At 63.3% G+C, this 22,726-nt stretch carries 1 protein-coding gene (running past one end of the window); it reads left to right on the forward strand.

Features of this window, described 5'->3' with window-relative positions; translation table 11 throughout:
• Nucleotides 1–22,726, forward strand: partial view of a PASTA domain-containing protein gene (locus tag PZH32_RS06875; protein WP_275207134.1) — the start only. 38,654 nt of this gene lie beyond the right edge of the window; only the first 22,726 of its 61,380 coding nucleotides appear in the window; it begins with the start codon at nt 1–3; its stop codon lies off the right edge, out of view.

Raw genomic sequence — 22,726 nt, forward strand, 5'->3', positions numbered from 1 at the left:
ATGATGGGCAGTGATCGACTCACTTCTCATCGCGAGGCCGTTTTCCCGCAGGAAGACGGCTTGCGCGATGTTGTGGCCACTTCTTCGGAGGACGCTCCGATGGATACGAGGGGCGCGAACGTTGCTGGCGTGATAAGCCACAACGCTCCTCGTCAGTTGAATCCCTTTGGCAAGACCATAGCGGTGGTGCTCTCCATTTTGCTGGTGCTGACCTGCTGGAACACCTACGCTCTTGAAGAGGCGCGTCGCATGATCGTCGACGACGCCGTGCCCATGGCTTCGGGTACCGGCGACGAGATCATCGATGACGTGGACAACGGCGATCTGTCCCAAACGGCCAACAACCCTGATGACGCCGAAAACCCTGATGACCCTGATGCCAGCGATGCGGCCGACTCTGATACTGCGGCCGATAGCGACAAGAAAGGCTCCAAGGACGAGCCTTCCCAGGAGCAGATCGACGCCTTCCTGCCCGAGGACCTGATCGATGCTGCCCAGGTAATTCCCTCCTTGTCCGACAAAACGCTTGCCAAGCAGGTGGAGGGCACCCTGACCCCGGCCACCACTGCCGAGGACGATTTGGCCGCTGCCTTCGCCGAGCGTGTTTCGTTTACCCTGTCTGCCGCCGGCGCTTTGCGCGCTTCGGACGGGGCCTACCAGGTGGGAGAGGGAAGTGCGACCCTGACGCCTTCCTTCGGCAACACCGCTGTGACCTTTGACGGAGGGCACGTGGGCGGCGTGGAATCCACCGACGCGCTGGTGCTCACCTTCGAGGCGCCGTACTTGTACCAGGCGAAAGACGGCTCGCTGGCCACTACGCTCTCGGAAGAAGAGTGGAAGGCGCGCGGTGCCGACAAGAAGAACCTGCGTGCGACGCTTGCCTTCGATCTGCCGGCGGGCTGGACGGCGTACACCAAGCACGGCGACGGCTACCTGAAGCACGCCGCCGAGGAGGCCGCCAAGGGCCTGTCCGGCTCCATTGTCCTGCGCTTTGAAGGCGTGCAGGACAAGAACGGCATTACCGTGCAGGACACCCGCGGCCAGTTCCCTGCGGGCACTGCCCTGCCGGTGGCTACCGCGAAGCTGACCAAGAACGTGCCGGCTGAGGCCCTCGTTGAAGTGCGCGCCGGCTACCAGGCCTGCTCGTTCGTGGCCGATCGCGATGAGAACGATGCGCTCAAGGGCGATTCGCTCTATGGTTCGTTCGGCGATGCGGCAGCGGTGACGGTGACCCTGTCCGGTGCCACAGCTCAGATGGCGGTGGATGCGACTATCAAGAAGGCTGCCGATCCGGTCATGGGCCAGGATCAGGGCTTTGCTGCTTATTTGGTGACCGTTGCGGCCGCAAAGGGCTCTTTCGAGGAGCAGGGCTACACCCTGCACGTGACCGATGAGCCTGAGACGGTCCAGGGCATGGGGATGCTTGCCGCTGAGAACCTGGTGGCTTTCGACGCCACCGATCTGTCGGCCGAAGAGCTGGCCATGGTGGATCCCAGCGACCCGTCCACCATTAAGGCGCTTGGCCGCAAGCTGGCTTCTGTGAAGAAGGTGGCCGACGGCGTGGCCGAGGCAACCTATGAGATTGAGGAAGGCGCCACGCTGGCCACCGATGCGCTTTCGGGCGAAACCGACGGCGAGCGCGTGCTTTATGTAGCGGTGCCCTACGCCGTGTCCAGTTTGAAGGAAGCGGCCGAGGGGGAGGGCTTCCGTCCCGTCAAGCCCAGCTTCGAGCTGACGGTGGCCGCTCGCGCCAAGACGGTGCAGGAAGAAAAGGCGGCCAAGGCCGACGCCGTCAACGACACGCTGGCCGATGAGGACGTAACGACCGTCGTGGCTCTGGGCCGGAAGTCCATCACGTTCCCGGCGGTGCCCGAGCCCGAGCCTGAGCCGGCCGATGAGCCCGAGGAGGCGCCGTCCGACGAGCCTGCGGCCGAGGAGCCCTCCGATAAGCCGGCCGACGAGCCGGCGTCTGAGGACGAGCCCGCCGATGAGCCGGCCGCTGAGGAAGAGCCGGCGGCCCCGAGCTTCGAGGACGACGAAGCATGGCTCGAGTCCGTGCAGACGATGCAGTACAGCATCATGTCCGCGGGCATTGCCCTGTTTGCCACGAACCTCCAGAACACCAGCTACCCGCTGTCGGAAGATCATTTCAATCCGAATATTCCGAGCCCGGGCCTCAACAACCAAATTGCAGCTAATACTTACCTGGTATCCGATACGGAGACTCCGCGCCTTACGCTTGACATCATTTTCGCCGTTGACAACGGTTCTTTGGGCGGTGTGAATTTGGACCCGGACGAGTACCCAGAAGACATCATGGGCACCATGGGCAAGTTCATGTACGCCACCTATATCGATGCCGAGATTCCTTACCTGATGCCCAATGATCAAGGCGGCCTTTCGCAGACCTATCAATATAGCCAGTGGTCCGCCTCGGGCGAAGGCTATAACAACGCCAAGTCGCCCTACTTCTCTATCAAGATGGACTCGTCCATTCTCGATCGCTGGGAGGTCTACCTGCTCTCCGATGCCATCCCTGAGGAGGAGTCGCTCAACTATTGGACGGGCTTTAAAGCGGTGCGCTTGGACGACTACATTACCAAGGGCAAGGCAACGAGCAAGGCTGATCCCACGAAAGAGTTCACCTCTGATAATATCGCCGGCACGGGCATTAATTTCAAGGACGGTTATACCGGTCGCTTGCGCTTTGTCTGGAAGGGCGACCTTCTCGGCGACGACTACGACTACAAGATGACGGTCTCTCAGTACAAGGCCGAAGAGCCCACTTTCGAAGTAGCCATGAACGGCGAGATCCCCGAGAACGCCGGCGGTGATATCAACATCGGCGGCGCTGCCTATGTTTATACCGATGGTTCCGGCAAGGCCGTGCGCCACTATGCCACTACGCCCGGCGCGGCCCTCGTGGCCCCCATGGGCGAGCCGGGCAAAGGCAGTACCCGTAAGATTACCCTGCTGAAGACTAACCTGCGCTGGAACAGCTACTACCAGGCCGTCTCCAACAACGTGTACTACGATCGCTACAACTATATGGTGTACAAGGTGACCACGAAGAACGAGTCGCCTGAAACCTCCACGGCCGATATCGACTACGTGGAATACCAGCTACGCGCCACCAACCCCACCTCCAACGGCGGCAAGGGCCTGATCGACCAGGACCTGCGTGCCCACTACTTATATAGTGACAACACCTCCGAGGCCATCGACTGGTCCACGGGCTCGGCTTCGGATCCCTCCCGCGATGAGTCCACCCGGTATGTGGGCCGCATCAACGAGGGCGGCGTCATCATCTTCAACACCGATGACTGGACCCAGGAAGATTATGACGATCTGGACATGGACGACTTCACGAATCTCTACGAGATCATGAACCGTCATCGGGCCGAGGATGCCCAGCTGGCCGACAACGACGAGGCGCAGAAGGAATTCCTGGGCTACAGCAACCGTTCCCAGTCGGGCATGATCGTGTTCGAGTCTGCCTATGACAAGGACGACACTATGATGACGGGGGATGAGACCTCCTTCCTGGTGGCCATTCCCTACACTACCAACCTGGACTACACCACCTACAACAACCAGCGTGGTTACTGGGCCGAACTGGACTGCACCTCTACCATTTTCTTCGGCCATAACGTGGGAACCTCCGGTGAGAAGTCGTGGTCCAAGACGCTGAGCCCGCGCTTGAAGGACAAGTTCGGCGATGCCACCGTGGGTATGTCGCAGCAAACCTACGCCAAGGATTTGACCAGTCAGGCCTTGGTGCGCTCCACCACGAACAGCTACCTGGGCTATCGGGCCACCTTCGTGACCAACAGCTTTATTACCACGGGCAACATGCCGCTGTACGGTTTGAACCTGGAAACGCCCACGGTGGGTCCGCGCCTGAGCAGCACGGTGCCCAACTACTTCGATCTGAAGAACTACGAGATTGAGATCAGCGATCCGAACAAGGAGCTGGCAGACTATTACGACACCAATGCCGAGGACTTCAAGTTCAGCTCGCAGCCGGCCACGCCCACGGGCACGCCGGCGCTGACCGAGAGCCGCGGCCTGGTGTTGCAGTTCGAGGTGTGGGACGGCCACTACACGCTTAATAGCGCCGGTGCCGAAGACCGCGTCAACGGCGACATGGTCACCCGCTGGGTGAGTGTGGATACCCCGGTAGAAGTGGACACCTCCCAGGCCGGCAAGGTGCTCTACCGCGTGGGTGAGACGGGTGCCGATGCCAAGAGCCTGGCGGACCAGCTGCGCGAGATGGGCATCAACCCGCTGCCGGGCATTACCGAAAGCGGTGCGAACTTCACGGGCAACGTGCGCGTGGTGTTCAAGTCGCCGCTGCCCAGCTCGGTGACGCTGCCCACAACGGTGAGCATGACCGGTGTCATGCTGCTGCCGGGTCACAACTACGCCACTACGAATGCGGTCGACTACGGCAGCCGCCAGTGGAAGTACAACGTGTCCGACTTCAATGCGAGCCGCTTCATTGTGGAGGGCAAGGCCTCCACCAGCACCACGGCCACCTATGCCAGTGCGGTGAAGACCACGCCCACGGTGGCTGCCTTCGGCTCGGCCTCGACTACCAACAAGGTCATGGACGCCGCGTCGGCCACCACCCAGGCTCCGGGCGTTCAGCAGGTTATCCTCAACCGCTCCGGCGCCGCCTGGCGCTTCCGCCTGAACAACACGTCCAACTCGAAGATGGCCCCGGCCAGTTTCACCGTGGGCGATATGCCCGGTGCTTCCGAGCGCAACCAGTTCACGGCCTCTACCTTTACGCTGTCCAAGGCGCTGATCGACCATAGCGACATCGAGTCCATTACCTTCTCGGCCCAAATGGGCGAGGGGGCCCTGGGTGCGAACCGCTACAACGCCACGTACACCTGGGATCAGATTCTCAAGACCTACGGCACCGACGAGAACGGCAATGTTTCCATTACCGCCAGCGCTTGGGGCTTCCATTATTTCGTGAACGCCACCATCAACTTCAAGTCCTTCGACAGCAAGCGCGAAATCGGCTCTGCTACTAATTTATATGTAGAGGTATTCGGCACCCCCACCATGGTGGGCAAGATTACGCTGCCGGCCAGCTTCCAGACCAACTACGAGAAGATCTCGGCCTCCATGTCGAAGTCGCTCATCACCAACAGCACTGCCACGGCCAGCGCCACCATTGATTCTGTGAAGGCGCCCATCAAGCCCGTGGTGGTCATGCAGGCCTTCCGCGGCTCGGCGGAGCCTGGCGCGAAGAAGATGACCGGCTCGGTGCGCAGCGGTGACACCAACCAGATGGCAGCCTATCCGGGCTATACCGATTCCGGCTGGCGCTTGAACTTGTCCAACGACGAGGTGAACCCGCTGGGCGCCTCGAAGGTGGTGTTCGGCAGCACCCTGTCTGCCGAGCGCGACGGATCGGTGGCCTCGGTGCCGCTGATCGACAAGCCGCTGTCCCATAGCGCCAGTGGTCGCGAGAACTTCCTGGTAAGCGCCTTGGCCCTTTCGGCCAAGCTGCAGGAGGTGGCGGTGCTGGGCAACTTGGAAGTTACCTACGTGGACAGCGCCGACAAGCGCTACACGGCGGTTATCCCCGGCGAGCTTCTGCGCGTGGCGGCGGGCCATCCACTGGAGTCGGACGATCCGAACGCCAACTTCGTGGCCGCGGGCATTACCGTGGGCTCCGAGGGCCAGTTGATTATCGATCCCATGGCCTGGCGCGGCAAGGGCACGGCGGCTGACGGTACGGCGGACACGTCGGGCTCCAGCTACGTGGTGGGCTTCGTGCAGCATTTCGAGGATTTCAACCAGGCTGTGAAGGATGATCGCACCGCCTATATCGATGTGTTCGGCACCCTTAACAACAATGTGGACATTACTCCGGGCTCCGTCTTCACCACGGAGTATGCGGAAAGCTCATGGGATACGGCTTGGGCCGACAGCGCCACCTTGAAGTTCAGCAAAGCGCCCATCAATCCCGTGGTGGAAGTGCAGGCCTATCGCGGCTCGAAAGAGGCCGGCGCCAAGGCCAACACCGCCTCGGTGCGCAGTGGCAACACGAACACGATGACGGCCTTCCCCGGCTACGAGGATGCGGGCTGGCGCTTGAACTTGTCCAACGCCCAAACCGACCCCTTGGGTACCTCCAAGGTGGTGTTCGGTAGCACCTTGTCCGCGGAGCGCACTCACAACGTGGCCTCGGTGCCGCTGACAAGCAAGCCCATCACCCACCTGACGGGCGGCCGTGAGAACTACCTGGCCAGCGCCATTGCCTTGTCGGCCAAGCTGCAGGAAGTGGCGGTGCTGGGTGACTTGGAGATCACCTATGTGGATGCCAACGATACGTCTTACACCGCCGTTATTTCCGGCGAGCTGCTGCGTGCTGCGGCCGGCGTCCCGCTCGAGGGCGACAATCCCGCCGTCGATCCGGCGGCGGCTGGCATTACCGTAGGCTCCGAGGGTCAAATTGTGGTAAGCCGTGCGGCCTGGGCGGGCAAGGGCACCACCGCCGCTGGGGCTGCCGATACGGGCAGCAACAGCTATTTGGTAGGCTTCGTCCAGCGCTTCGAGGACTTCAAGCCTCAGGTGGCTGCCGATCGCACGGCCTACATCGATGTCTACGGCGCCTTGAACAACAAGGTCGATATTACTCCCGGTGCCGTGTTCACCACGGAGTACGACTCGACGGCTTGGGATATGTCCTGGGCCGACAGCGGCACCCTGGCCTTCGGCAAGGCGCCCATCAATCCCACGCTGACCATGACCACCTTCAGCGAAAGCGCCTACCCAGGCGACCCGAGCCCGCTGGTAAAGAGCGCCCCGAACACGGCCGACCCGGCCATTCACGAGGTCACCACCTTCGTGGGCGACATGAACTCCGGCTGGCGTATGACCGTGGCCAACGACTCCTCCTATGCTCTGGGCACGGCCCAGCTGCATTTCGGCAAGACGCTGTCCAGCCTGCGCACCCATTTGAACAGTTCGCCGATGGTGGATCTGCCCCTGGAGCATCGCGATACGAACCTGCGCGAGAACTACTTCGTGAGTGCGGTCGTTCTGTCGCCGGCGTTGCTCGAGGCCATGACGCCGGGCGACTTGACCGTTACCTACAACGAGCCCAATGGCGCCACGAAGACGGCCCAGGTGCCCGGCGCTGCCATTCGCAAGGCCGCCGGCAAGTCCCTGCCCGGCGATGACGCCTCGGTTAATCCGGCGGCCTACGGGGTTACCGTGGGCGTTGACGGCCAGATTATCATTTCGGCTACGGCGTGGGGTGGCCGCGGCTGGGAGCTGAAGAGCGATGACCCCGACGAGGATACGCCTCAGGGCACGTACAACTACCTGACCGGCTTCACGCTGGATATGACCGACTTTGCCGCTAATGTGAAAGCCTCGGCCGGCGCCTACGTGGACGTGTTCGGCGAGGCCAACAACACCGTGAACAAGAGCACCCCGAAGGTGCTCACCCCCGGCGGTGTGTTCACTTCTCATTACGATGAGGTCACCTGGGACAAGGCCTATGCCGACAAGGCCACTTTGAAGTGCAGCCCTTATCCGGTTCAGTTCATTCCTCACGTGCAGGCCTTCAACGGCACTACCGACATCAACGCCGACGAGTCGACCGATCGCCGCAAGGCAGGGGAGTACGCCATTACCGGCTTCGATAGCGACGGAGCTTCCACGAATGCCTACTACACCTACGAGGGCTCGGGCTACCGCGTCACGCTGACGAACCAGACGAACTACCACCTGAAGCGCGGCGGCACCTTTACCATTGGCGCCATGCCCTCAGAGGCCTTGAACGGCAGCCTGGTGGATTTCCAGACTGAGAAAATGATGCTGGCGGAGGGCCTGTTCAAGGTGGGCACGGTGAAGTCGCTGTCCATTCAGTACTATGACTTGACCGATACGGCGAAGGCCAACTTGAAAACAGTGGACTTGACCGCCGTGGCCGAGGCCTACGCGGCGGGCGCCGAGGGGAGCCTCCCCTCGGGTGTCGTCTATGACGACACCCAGAAGGGCTTCATCCTGGACGACTCCGTGTGGGCCGGCGGCTATGTCACCAACGTGACGGTGGCTTACTCGTACATCAACAGCAACATCACCAAGGCGAACCGCGCTTTCGTGGAGCTGTGGGGCGTCACCACCAACCGCGTGCCCAATGGCATTAAGCTTCAGGCGCAGTTCGTCACGAACGAGATTCTCGCGGCGTGGAGCCGCAGCTGGAGCCGCTCGGCCATTCTGCGCTCTATCCTGGCGCCGGTGAAGCCGAAGGTGCGCACCGGCTCCTACGGCGTGGGCACCGCGGCCACCGACAATGCCGGCGACACGGATGTGCTGAGCACCGAGCCCGGCAAGGTGCAGCATGCCTCCACGCCGGGCGGCAAGGCCGATGACGGCACGGCCGCGGGCAAGACCATCGACGGCCGTACCCAGCCGGTGTACCAAAACGGCTTGTTCAACGCTTTCGGCTATCCGGCGGTGCGCGACCCGTGGCCCATTGCCTACGTGAACGAGGAGAACGCCGGCTACCGTACGGTTATCACCAACAATTCGAACTATGCCATGAAGGAGGGCGCGAAGCTGGTCATCGGCGATATCCAGCCGCGCACCGACCCGAACGCCCCGGGCATTAAGAAGAACCTGGGCTACCACACCACCTACCTGACGCTCTCGGCCGACGTGCTCGACCAGAGCAAGATGAACCTGACCAGCCTGAAGCTTACCTGGATGCCCGCCGGTACCCTGAACGCCAACAAGGCCACCAACACCTATGTGACCACCATTGACCTGGCCACCCCGGTGCGCGTGCCCGTGGCCTCCCAGGCCACCGTGGCCGCCTATGCCGCCAATGCGGAAGTGACCGAGGCTATGGAAGCGGCGGGAGCCCTGGACGCCGATGGGACCGAAGCGGCCGAGGGCAGCGAGGGAGAAGAGGAGACCGAGGAGGGTGAGGGCGCCCAGGCCGTTGCCGCGGACGAGGACGACGAGGCGGCTGGCGCTGCTTCGGCCGCCGGCGCCGACGCGGCTGCGGGCGTTACGCCTTTGGCCAATGCGGTGTTCCTGTCGGCTCAAAGCTCGGGCGCGGTGGCCCGTGAGGACGTGACCTATGAGGACACCACCTTAGGCGCGTACCTGCTGGATCCGGCCAACGGGTACCTGCAGGAGGATGGGCGCCTGATTATCCCCAGCGAGTTTTGGTCGAACCCGGCGCTGTTCCCCGACGCCCCCTGGGCGCTCGCCAACCCCGGCGCCAACGGCAACGATCTGTACCGCGTGGAGCTGACCTTCTCCTGGGTGGCGGCCGGCATCAAGGACAACGGCGCCTTTGTGGATCTGTTCGGCTACGGCATCGACTCGCCGGACGTGAACAAGCTCTATACCGAGATCGATGCCACCCGCGCTCATTTGTCCACGGATCGCTTGATTGCATCGCGCACAGAAAGGGTGGATGGTGTTATTTGCTCCAACCACGGTTGCGCCTCCCACAGCAACTACTATCGCGGTAGCAAATACGGTTATTGCGGCGGCACATCGGTGACCCTCGACGATCGGTTCCTCGACTACTACAAGACCTACGAGCGCGACACCTACATCGACAACTACTACGTCATTGTGAGCGCGCCCTCCCACTTTGAGGCTACCTACCAGAACGCCGCTTGGAACAACCTGGGCAACTATGCGGAAACCGGCGACGAGCAGAGCTTCTCCAATAGCGCCGGCCACCTGCTGGGCCTGGCGGGCAAGCCGAACCCCACGGTGACGGCCACCGCCTTCTTCGATCGCACCAACCCGGGCATCGGCAACGTGGCCGCCAGCAGTCAGAAGAGCTACGCCACCTCGTACTGGGGCGAGCCGGGCGCCGGCTACCGCATCCAGCTGGGCAACGGTCGCCGCGACATGTGGGATGCCGAGCTGCTCATTGGCACCACCGACGTGAACCACGACGCCAAGGCCAACCACTCCGGGGTTACCACCTACAACAATACTATCTACAATACCTGGACCACCAGCACTTCCGGCACGATCACCAGCCGCTCCAACGCGCACCTCTCCTGCGATGCCCTTTCCGGCGCGGCCATCCGCAGCCAGGCCATCCCCGGTACCGACGACGTGGAGGCCTACGAGAACGCCGTCCAGGGCTTCCAGACTCAGGCGCTGGCTGTGAGCGCTGAGTTCCGCCAGCATGCCACCATTGCCGGCGTGACCCTGCGCTACTACGAGCGCGGCAACACCACGGTGCAGACGAAGTTCGTGGCCTGGGCCGACCTGGTGGACGCCTACGGCTTCGACGAGGCGGGCAACCTGGTGGTGCCCTACGACGAGTGGGGCCAGGGCTATCTGCTCAACGTGGTGGTGCACCTTGACCGCTATACCGGCGGCGCTTCGTCCGATGCCTATATCGAGCTGTACGGCTACACCGATGACGTGAACGACTTGGAACTGTTCAGCCGTGTCATCAACAACGTCCATACGCCGGAATGGCAGTACAAGTCCGACTGGACCCGCGAGAAGATCACCGCCGAGATTCAGAAGAACAACTTCGTGCTGAACTTCGACTCCTATCCGGTGTGCGATCGCATTGTCTCCTATAATCGCGAGACCTACAACTTCGTCATCGGCGCCTACTACTTCAAGGGCGGCACCGACTGGCAGGCCGGCGCGAAGGCCACGCTGAACGCCCGTCCCTATCCGACGCTGCCCCGCGTGAAGGCCACCTCCTTCAAGCGCAGCAGCGGCATTACCGCCAACACGAACAAGAGCGGCACCGCCTTGGGTCAGGTGGGTAATCAGAGCTCGTCGTCCAACGCCAACAACTACGGCTACACCAACTCCTACTACGAGGAGGACGGCTCCGGCTATCGCTTCGCCCTGTCGAACAACACCGCCTTCCCCATGCGCAAGGCTTACTTCGGCACGTCGAACATTCCCTATGTGCGCTATAAGGACCGCTATGTGGGCTTCACCGCCTCGGCCATCGCGCTTTCCGACGGCCTGCTGAAGAGCGTGAGCCGTCTGCAGAAGCTGCAGATCAACTACTTGCTCGACTCCGATGCTACGGAGGCCGTCCACTCTCTGGCGTTCACGGCCGAGGAGGTGGCCGATGCCATGGCGGCCGTGCAGGCGGGCGACACCTCGGCCTTGACGGGCAACGCGCTGCTGCTGGCCGAGCATATGACCTTCCAGGACGATGGCGACATGGTGCTCGACAGCGCGCTGTGGAGCGGCGAGACTACCGTGGCCGACGAGGAGAGCGGTGCTGCTACCACCGAGACGGACCCGGGCTACCTGCTTTCCGTGCAGCTGTGGATGCGCGATTTCCAGACCCAGGGCAAGGACGTGAACGCCACCCCCGCCACCGTTGAAATTTGGGGCGAGGGCACCTACCGCATCATCGACCACGCCGTGTCGGGCACCTTCCGCACCGATTGGCTGCGCAGCTATTGGAACACCAACTACGACGGCGGCACCTACAAGGACCTGAACTATTTCTTCACGCGCAAGGACGCCTTCACGCCCAGCGCCGCCGTTACGACGAACGCTCCCTATACGCACACCACCTACACCACCTTGAACGTGGTGCTGCCGCCCACGCGTCCGAACGTGTACCTGTACTCCTACAAGCACGCCACCGAGGAGAACCAGGCACTCTCCACCTTGGAGAAGTACGAGGAGACCACCCATGCGGCCGGCACGAGCGAGCCGCGGGCCTACTACCAGGACGAGTCGGTGGGCTACCGCGCCGTGGTGACCAATCATCGCACCGACGCCGACGGCGAGCAGTTTGCCATGACCCATGGCGCCAAGATTGTGCTGGGCACCCTGACGCCCAACTCCGATTCCCGCGCCCAGGCCCTTATCGGCAACGTGGGCTTCCGCACGACCCATCTGACGCTTTCCAAGAAGCTCTTCGAGGCAGGCCAGAAGCCGACGGCCGACGGCGAGAGCGTCAACGCCCTGCGCCAGCTGACTTTGACGTGGTACGTGAAGAACGACCTGGCCACCCGCAATGTGGTAACCGTTTCCTCTTCGGGCAACACCACGGCCACCACCCCGGGCTCGGCCACCCATGCCACCACCATCGACGGCGCCACCCTTGAGCAGTGGTTCACCACGACGGACGCCGCCGAGCTGGCCGCCCTGGCCGAGGCCGGCATTACCCGCACCGAGGCGGGCGATGTGGTGCTTGACGCCGCCGTATGGCTGGGCAACGACTTGTGCTCGGTCACGCTCGATTACGATTACTTCGCCGGCGGCGTGACCGCGGCCGATGATGCCCACGTCGACTTCTTCGGCTACAGCATCGATTCGCCCAGCGTGAACAGCACTATGAGCAATGACTGGTACTACGACATCATCAATTTGCCCGCGCGCTTCTACACCACCTACGAGGTGGAGGCATGGAACCATCTGGCCTACGGCAACGATGCCGGCACCGATACGGTGTGGGAACCGGGCACCTCGGCCTATGGCGCGAACCGCTTCGGCGAGCTGACCCGCACCCGCGACACGGCCGATCTGTTCGCCCATATGCCGCCCACCAGCCAGCGCGTGGTGGCCAAGAGCTACTTCGCCGATAACCCGGCCCCCATGGCGGCGGTCAGCGGCAGCGACCTGACCCTGGCCTATATGGGCTATTACGGCTCCGGCTGGCGCTTCACCTACACCAACTACTCGAACCCCTCGGCTTCGCCCACCTCTACCTTCGGCACCAACATCTACGGCGCCAAGGATGCGGCCGGCGTGGTGGAGGACTACGAGATGTTCGACAGCTACCTGGCCATTGGCACCATGCCCGCCACGGCCGTGCCTACGGCTGAGATTGGCGACTACGCCAACCGCTATCGGGCCTACGACGCCAAGGCCGTGGCGCTGTCGAGCGGCTTGATGGACGCCCTTACCTGGAGCAAGCTGGGCACCGACAAGGGCAATGCCATCAAGACCGTGGCCATCACCGCCTACGTGCCCCTGGCGGACGCCATCGAAGGCGACAGCGACGGCACCGAGGGCGACGATGGGGAAGGGGACTCAGCCGAGTCGGCTATCCCCGGTCTGACCATTACGGCCAGCGGCGTTGATGCCGCCGGCACCTTGAAGACCACCTTCACCTATACCCTGGAGGCCCTGCTGGCCGCCGGCGCCTTCTATGACGCCGCGGGCAACCTGGTGCTGCCCTCCACGCTGTGGAAGAACGGCTACTTCCTGAAGTTCCGCCTGGATACGCGCCACTTCAACAAGGGCGTGCGCAGCGGTGCCGCCATCGATGTGGTGGGTCGCACCGATGCGGTGGGCGATGTGGGGCTGCGTTCCGACTTCAATACCTGCTTTGAGACAGCCACCTACGACAAGCCCACGGGCGAGACGGTGGTGGACGAGGAGACCGGCGAGGAGCAGTTCGTCACCGCGCCCACGGCCTTCTCCGCGAACTGGAATCATACGACCGACATCTATAGTGGCATGGACCGCGACGACTCCGCCTCGCTGTGCTCGCAGGTGGATCCCATCAAGCCCGGCATTCGCACGCGCACCTTCCTTTCGGCGGAGCGCCCCGGCGACACCAGCAGCTATCTTATCTACGACGGCACCAACGGGTTTGCCAGCAAGCAGCTGGAAACCCTCATGGGCTCCGAGAACTCCGGCTGGCGCTACTTCCTGTCGAATCCCTCGGGCACCTACGCCATGGACTCGGCGCGCCTTGCCGTGGGTCCGGTGTACTCCGAACTGGTAGACGATTTGTGGCGCGGCTTCGACACCACGCACCTGTTCATGAACGCCACCACCCTGGAGGCGCTGCTGGCCGAGAAGGTGGCCGGCCACAAGCTGCTGGCCCCCACGGCCGGTCTGTCCGCCACCACGGTGACCGACGTGAACGACATGGAGACCAAGGGCAACCATCTGGACCGCACCATTGACATGGACGCCTTCGGCGCGCTGTCCGTGGATCAGGTGAAGGAGCTGCTGGAGGGCTACACCGTGGAACTGTACACGGTGAAGCGCGACGCTTCCGACGGTCTGTTCACCACCAACGCCACGACGGGCGTCAAGACGGCCGTGCTGCCCAAGGCGCCCACCTACACGCTGAACCTGGCCGACTATGTGACCACCCGTACGGTGTGGGACGCCGACGGCAACAAGGAAACCGACGAGGACGGCAACGAGATCACCGAAGTGGTGCTCGATATTCCCGACAGCGCCTGGGGCTCCGACGGCGCCGACGACAGCGATCCGGGCAACTACCTGCTGAAGGCTGTCTTCCACCTGCCGGGCATGGCCGCCAACGTGGCCGCCGACAACGGCCAGGTGTTCATCGACCAGTTCGGCCGTCCCTCCCGCGCGGTGAACCAGACGGTAAGCGCCGTGTTCAGCACCGACTACAAGACCGAGGACTGGAACACCAAGGCCAACGCCTCCACCTCGGCGAACCATAATCACACCAGCGGCCACACCTGGACCACCACGAGCGACTACAGCTCCATGAAGCCGCTGACCGCCGAGCCCTCCATTCGCACGACGTTCAACTGGACCGGCGGCAAGCACTGGACGGGCACCGATTGGGCCCGCGACGAGGAGACCGCCGACAAGCACTGGACCGGCGCCACGGGCAACTGGGTGAACGGCTCATGGACCAATTCCACCACCGGCCAGTGGGTGAACTCCGCCACGGGCGAGAAGCATCTGGTGGTCTCGCGGGTGGAGAAGGGCTACACCAACGCCAACGGCGCCTCCATCGATGCCGCCGCTACCCAGGGCTGGGTGCCCTATCGCTGGGGCGAGGGCGTCACGGCGACGGACGACGCGCGCGAGTTCGCCTGGTTCGAGTACATCCTGGAGAACGACACCAAGTCCACCACCGATCAAAGCTACCTCGACCTGGTGCTCGACCAGGCCACTATCGAAACGGGCGCCGATGGCCTGACGAAGTCGGAGCGCGGCTTCTTGGCCAAGGAGCTGCAGATCGACGGCTACCAGCGTGTGGCCGCGTCGGGCAAGAAGGCCGTTCTCACGCCCGAGCAGTTCGAGGAGAACCCTGATCTTGACTACGAGTGGACGAACCGCGCCGGTAAGATTTCGGCCATCTACCTGTACGGCTACAACCAGACGGTCTACCACAAGTACGGCACCTACACGGTGCCCGAGTCGGCGCCCATGGCTATCATCCCGCTGTCCCAGGAGAACCTGGAGCAGTGGCTCGGCACCATTACGGACAAGGGCTACGAGGGCACGCTGTCGCTGCCCCTGGACAAGGACAGCCTCGCTCCCTACATGACCCCCGGCGCTACGTGGGCGCCCATCAAGACGGTGCGCCTGGTCTACGACACTATGAACGCCAATCTGACGGTGCGCGGGGGCACGGCCTTCACGGCCCGTCTGTTCGGCAACGTGGAAACCTACGGCAACCGCACCAACACCACGGGCACCGTGGTGCAGAAGCAGAACAGCTACGACAACCTGATCTCGTCCACCACGGCCTACTATCCGCTGTCCTCCTACTACGGCAACATCGACCGCACCACCACCTGCAAGGTGACCGTGGGTCGCTTCGATCCCGTCAGCCAGGCCACGGCCTTCAAGGGCGCGGCCTCCCGCCCGACGGGCGCGGCTACCAACTCCACGCCCGAGCAGGACAACCAGAGCAACGCCAATAACTCCACGGGCTACAGCAACGGCCTCAACACGCCGCTGCTTAACGGCTCCCGCGCCGTGGTGGAGGTGGAGAACGACGCCGACGATGCCGGCTACCTGTTCACCTTCCGCAACAAGACCCTGTCCCGCTCCGACGCCGTCACGCTGACCATGCGCATCGACAGCGTGTCCATGAAGGCCTACCAGATGCTGACGAGCGCCTACAGCGAGGACGGCCTGGACACCGACGGCCTCTTCGTCAATCGCGGCGTGGTGCGCGGCTTCAAGACGAGCCGTCTGGACTTCGGCACGGCCCTGGACACCATCGGCACCTTGACCTCCATCGATCTGGAGTTCCTGCAGCCCGATGGCCACCGCTTCACCAAGACGCTGAACCGCTCCGACCTGACCCTGGAGGCCGACGGCTCCCTGGTGCTCGATTTCGAGGCGCTGTGGGGCACCACGGCGGTGAACGATGCCGCCTTCGGGGCGAAGTTCGCCAGCGACAACGTGACCACGGCCTACAATGTGACGCCCTACAAGCTCACCGACTGCTATCTGTGCGAGACGCGCCTGAACTATGCCAGCATGGAGCCCAGCTGGCGCCCGAGCATCAGCGGCGTGGCCACCCCCGACGGCTACACGGATGCCAACGCCGACGCCGAGGGCAAGCTCACCATGAAGGCCTCCGGCGTGACCGACTGGTACAACGGCGTGAACAACGTGGACACCAACAACGACGGCTACGGCGGATCGCTCAATTGCCAGAGCCGCTACATCACCACCTACACGCAGAACAGCTACCGCTACTACAGCTACAACTATCCCCATGACAACATGCTGCACGCTCAGCTGTTCATGACCCAGAAGGGCAACCACGACCTGCGTCTGTCCGAGAACAAGTGCGCTGCGCTTTCCGTGCCGCGCCCGGCCATGGAGATTCACTCCTATGTGCGCTACGGCAACGAGGACTACACCGAGACGGTGCGCACCGATACGAGCGCCTCGGACGGCAACCGCACCGAGGTGACGGTGCCCTACGCCAAGACCTTCACCTACTGGGCCCAGATGCGCAACGAGCCGCGCACGGGCACCATGGCCTACTCCACCCTGGACGACTCCGACGTGCGCTTCGATTTCCCCATCGAGTACGAGACGAACATCCGCGGGCTGAAGGCCGACGAGACCGTCGACGGCACCACCACCAAGGCCGTGCAGAACGCCTACACCGGCTTCCATGCCTTGAACTACACGGTGCGCAAGCAGCTGATGGCCTGCTTCCCGCTGGACGGCATCGGCAAGATTCGCATCACGGGCAAGACCCAGGCCCAGGTGGCCGCCTACGCCACGACGATCAACACCACCGAGGCCGCCAAGGCGAGCACCATTGTGCTGGCGCCGTACTTCACCGGGGAAGGGGAGGACCGCGCCCTGGCCGGCTTCAAGATCGAGAAGCTGCCGGCCGACGCCCTGCCGGCCGGCGTCGAGGCCACCTACCAGGTGGGCGACACCTTCCCGCTCAACGACAGCGACGATTTCTTCCTGACCGAGCAGCAGGTGTACGCCATGGGCATCGAGGTGCCCACGGCCTTCGAGCTGTACTCGTGGAAGGACATGGCCGAGGACGCCGTGGACTACGCCAATCAGCAGGTGATCGTCCAGGGCTACCAGGACTCCAACTTCGAGACCCAGCGCACCGTCACCGCTACCACCTCGGTGCATATCGAGGGCTTCCGCGAGCTGCCGCTTGATCTGCCCCTGTTCGTCAGCGGCACGGCGGCAAAGAACGGCGACGTGCTGCTCTCGGCGGACAACTACACGGTCAACCGTGTGGACAAGTCCCTCATCTTCATTTCGAAGATGTACTACGACGCCGTGTCCCGCGCGGCCTATGCCGACGTTACCAGCGGCCAGGCCATTCCCGACCTGTCCGACGAGGACGTGAATGCCAACGTCATCGATACCATCAACAAGAAGACCAAAGACGGTAACTACGTCAAGTTCGAACTGAAGACCGACGCCCTGGCCAGCGGCGTGCAGTTCTACACCTTCAACGAGAAGGACATCGACGAGGAGGCCGGCGCCGACGGATACACGGCTGTGGCGGCGGCCGACCTGAGCAAGTACGTGCCCACTCTGCGCGCCAGTGGTTCCTCCACCATCAACGTGGCGGTGGCACAGCTGTACGTGAAGAGCGACGACGGCTACGACCGCGCCTTCCTGGTGCCGACCGAGTCGAGCGACCCCGAGGCCGGCGGCATCACCTACTGGGTGGCCGACAGCGTGCTGGAGGGCGCCACGGCTGCCGAGAAGGCCACGGCCAAATGGCTGCTGCGCAACGATGAGTACCTTATCGACGCGGAGTACCGCATCAGCGACGACGAGACCGACGAGGTAACCGGCGAGGTGACCTCCACGGCGGTGCCCAAGGGCAACGTGATCTCGGTGGAGCTGGTGCAGCAGTCTACCGATACCACCTATGCCGTGGTGCATGTGGTTGTCTCGCTGGGCAAGACCAGCGAGCAGGAGACGGTCGACCCGCTGGCTCAGCTGGTGGGCAAGACCGAGGCCGAGGCCCGCGAGGCCCTGGCTGCCATGGACGATTACCGCGTGGCCGAGGAGTCGGTGGGCGAGTACAGCTCGAGCCCCGAGGGCACGGTGCTGCGCTTCGAGAAGGGCACGGCGGTTACCGATCCCGATACGAAGGAGCCCGTGACCCCCGTGACCATCGTGGTGTCTCTGGGCGAGCGTCCCGTCGGCGAGTTCGAGGCCTTCGAGAAGATGGCCCTGGAGGAGGCCAAGGCGGCGCTGACCGCCGCTGAGGCCGGCTACGCCATTGCGGAAGTGAAGGAAGAGCAGAGCGATATCTTCAAGGCCGGCGAGATCATCCGCATCGAGCGAGCCGGCGAGCCCTACACCGAGGACGTGCCCACGGGCGAGGTCATCACCACGCCGGGCGGCCCGGTGGATCCGGACGATCCGGAGGGCGAGCAGCTGCCCGATATCGAGACGCCGGTGACCAAGCCGGTGACGCGCATTCCCGTGCGCATTGTGGTGAGCACGGGCCCCACGCCCTTGGGCCAGGAGAGGACGCTGCTGGCGAACTTGGTGGGCAAGCCCTTCGAGACCGCAGCGGAGGAGGGCGCGCCGTCGGCTAAGGAGTACCTGGAGGAGCTGGGCTACACCCTCGAGGTCAAGCAGGCCGAAGACGATACGGCCACCGTGGGCGCCATCATCTCCATCGAGCGCGACGGTGCTTTCGTTGCCCCCGATCCCGAGACGGGCAAGGCCAGCGGTACCCTGGTGGTAACGGTGTGCTCGGGCAAGACGCCCCAGTCCATTCGCGCCGAGCTGTTCAACGGCTGCGTGGGACTGACCGTGGAAGAGGCCACCCAGAAACTGACCAAGGCCGGCTATGTGGTGGACGTGGACGTCATCCGCGAGTCGAGCGAGACTGTGGCCGAGGGCCGGGTGGCCTGCGTCGGCGTGGTGGATGCCGACGACAACGTTATTGTGGGCGATGAGGTGGATCTGGCCCTGAAGAACGTGCGCCTGACCATCTCCACGGGCGCTGCCACCACGGGCGGCGATTTGTCCTTGCCCGAGGTGGACGATGACGGCAACGTGGATCTGGAGGACTACTTCTCGGAGTGGCTGCCGCTGCGGGGCGAGAAGGCGGGCAACCGCTTTACCCATTACACGAGCGGCTCCAACGATTCCCATCATGCCGGCCATTCCGGCTGCTGGGGCTCATCGGGCACCGAGGGCACGGGTACGCTGGCCATTGGCTACAAGGCCCAAGGTTCGTTCCTGGTGGACTTCCGCCAGGTAGACACTACGCCCAACCCCGGCGGCGTGGGCGTCAGCGGCGGCACCGGCGCCGGCTATGCCACGGTAACCCCGGTGGCCCCCGAGGACACGTCCTACATGCAGCAGGGCAACTCCGGCTACTGGTACAACCGCTGCATCATGGACGGCGGCTGGGACTACCACAACCAGACCACCCACCATATGTACGGCAGCAAGGACAACAACACCACGGGCAACATCCGCTACGTGTACGATCCCACGTCCACGTCGGTGGCCACCGAGTCGCAGAGCGGCAACCCGCACTACGACTCCGTGGGCTCTCTGACCTATAACACCGGCGCGAACCTGCGCCTGGTGCAGACGCTGCAGGGCGATGGCTTCGATGCCTACTATGTGAAGATCAAGCAGCAGGCTCTGCCGTACCTGAACAGCGTGACGGTGAACTACCGCAGCGGTCAGAGCATGGAAGTGAGCGGCCGTGAGATTCGCCAGCAGTACTACGAGAGCCTGAACACCGACCGCACCGGCCTTGACGGCGAGGCGACGGGCACCTCGGTGCAGCTCGATTCCGATGGCAACTACTACTTCCGTCTGAACCTGCTGAAGATGGACGGCGATACCCACGTGCCCTCGTTCGGCGTGCCCTCGGCCGCCAACCAGGGCGAGGCCTACCGCGACACCTTCGAGATGTACGACGAGAACACATCCATCGACTACGTGACCTCCATCGTCTATGACGTGACCGTCAACCAGGGCACCTCGGACGGCGACGGCAATTCGCTGCTGCCCGACTACGGCCAGTGGATTCCCGACAACCTGACCGCCAGCAACACCTGGGTCGACATCATGTCCTTCGAGGTGACGGGCCGCTTCACCAAGGCGCCGGGTTCCGATACCACGGCCAGCAACGTGACGGCCACCACTGAGGTGGAAATGACCGTGGGCGGTGCCTACTCCGGCAGCAACTACGTGCATGCCGCGGCCCAGCGCTACGACTCGCCCAGCCAGCGTGCCGACGGGTCGGTGGACGACGCCCGCGGCTCGTTCTCCTATACGAACTACCACCGCACCGGTGCCTGCCACAACAACCGCTACTATTCGTACTATTACGGCTGGCGCGGCCATCACTACCATTACTACACCTTTGACGAGGGCAAGATGCGCCACCTGCGCACCTCGGTGACCTTCAGCGTGTACGATAGCCGCAACTACCTGCGCACCTCCATCAAGCGCAACGATGGCTCCTTGGGCGTCCAAGGCAACAGCATGGACACCGCCAACAACTCGGACCGCCGCGAATACGCGGCCGACGAGGCCTACTACCTGTCGTTGTACCGTTGGCCGGCCGGCTGGAACTCCACGGGCTACACCGATCACGATTACAAGTCCTGGGGCAACTACATTACGGCCGCCGACAATCTGCGGGTAAGCGATACCATGCCGGTCATCCAGCCCGACGCCTCCTATGACTATTTCGGCTTCCTGGGCACGGGCCTCAAGTTCTTCAAGGGCGACGTGACCGCCGTGGAGGAGGGCACGCGCGCCAACTATAACTCGAATATCTGGATGCACCTGAACCCGGTGACCAATTACGCCAAGGCCGAGCGTGCCAGCAACTTCGACAAGGTGTACATCACCTTGACCACCCAGGCTTGGACGGAGAGCCTTACCAGTGCCAGCGGCTACAAGCGCCAGGAGGACCATGACCGTACCCTGCGCATTCGCGAGGACGGCACCTATCAGGTGGCCGCCGACGGCACCGAGGTGAAAATTTCCGATCAAGGCTTGGCTTGGCTGTTCACCAAGGGCCTCAACAACGAGGGCGACGCCGTGATCTGGTTCAAGCGCATGGCCGATGCCACGCCGGATTTCGCCGATTACACGCTGTGGAACAACGCGCCCGAGTATCAGAAGTACTCGGTGGCCACCAACTCCTTTACCCAGGAGACGGCGGGCAACACCGACCATGAGCCGCTTATCATCGACCTGGCCGACAACGAGTTCGTCACGGCCTACACGTTGGATCTGGGTCCCTACGGCGGCGACGCCGACGCCACGGCCGAGACGGCCCGCGCCTATGACGGCGATGCCGGCTCGGGCGCCAATGTGTCCGACTTCGCGCTGCTGGGCCGTCCCTATATCTACAAGGGCCAGCAGAACCCGCTGAACACCAGCCAGGACTATCGCGACGCGGCCCTGAACAAGGCCTCCGTGACCCGGGCGCACTTCTATGCGCCCGCCACCCTGCTGGGCTCCTCGGACAAGTCCACCTATTACGCAACGAGCTACTACATTACCAACGGCACCCGCAAGGAGTTCAACTCCACCTCGTCGAGCGCCTATCGCTGGGTGCCCCGCGAGTCGGGCACCGATACGGCGTGGATGACCGGCTACAAGGTAACCTACGGCTACAACGCCGCCATTCAGACCGAGAACAACGGTGCCAAGACCGCCAACTCCTACAACACGGCCAGCGAGTTCTACCGCACCTATTACACCACCGATACGAACACCTACGGCTATATTCCCGGCTATACCACCAGCTCGACCTCGAGCACCACCGCGCGCAACACCTATACGGATGTGAAGTACATCTACGATTACGGCAACGGCGTGTCCGACGACAACTTGACGCCCACCCGCGCCGTCTACGAGGTGCGCTTCAGCAACCGCGCCGATGCCTCGTCGACCAACCGTCGGGCCGCCCATCTGGATTCGGTGAAGCTGACAAGCGCTTTTGACGAAAACATCTCCACGGCGGCCAGCAAGGTGTTCCGCCTGCAGAACCTCTACGTGCCGGCCTATCTGGCCGAGGGGGAGGGTTGCGCTCACCACGAGGCGGGCACCTGCCTCGACTACCGGGTGAGCCCCTTCGTCTACGACGAGGAGACGGAGACTTATGTGGCCTACACCGGCAAGCGCAAGCTTGACGCGGCCGGCCAGTACCAGGTGACCGACGACGGCACGGAACGTCCCATCTACGTGTCTCAGACGGCGGAGCACTATGCTCCCGGCGAGGAGGAGTTCGTGCGCGCCGAGGCCTGCACTGCCCACGGCAACGCTCGGGCCTGGGATTTGGGCGATGAGGGCCATCCGGTGTGCTTGGAGTGCGACGGCGCCTGGTTCGGCGTGACCACCATCGACTTCACCTACGTGGATGCCGCCGGCGCCCAGCAGAAGAAGACCGTCACCTGGGAGCAGCTGGTCAGCGAGGGCCGCGTGAGCGGACCCTACCAGGTGGACGACTTGGGCAACATTGTCTATGACGAGGATCATATGCCCG

This window comes from Adlercreutzia equolifaciens, from assembly GCF_029076695.1.
Classification (GTDB): domain Bacteria; phylum Actinomycetota; class Coriobacteriia; order Coriobacteriales; family Eggerthellaceae; genus Adlercreutzia; species Adlercreutzia equolifaciens_A.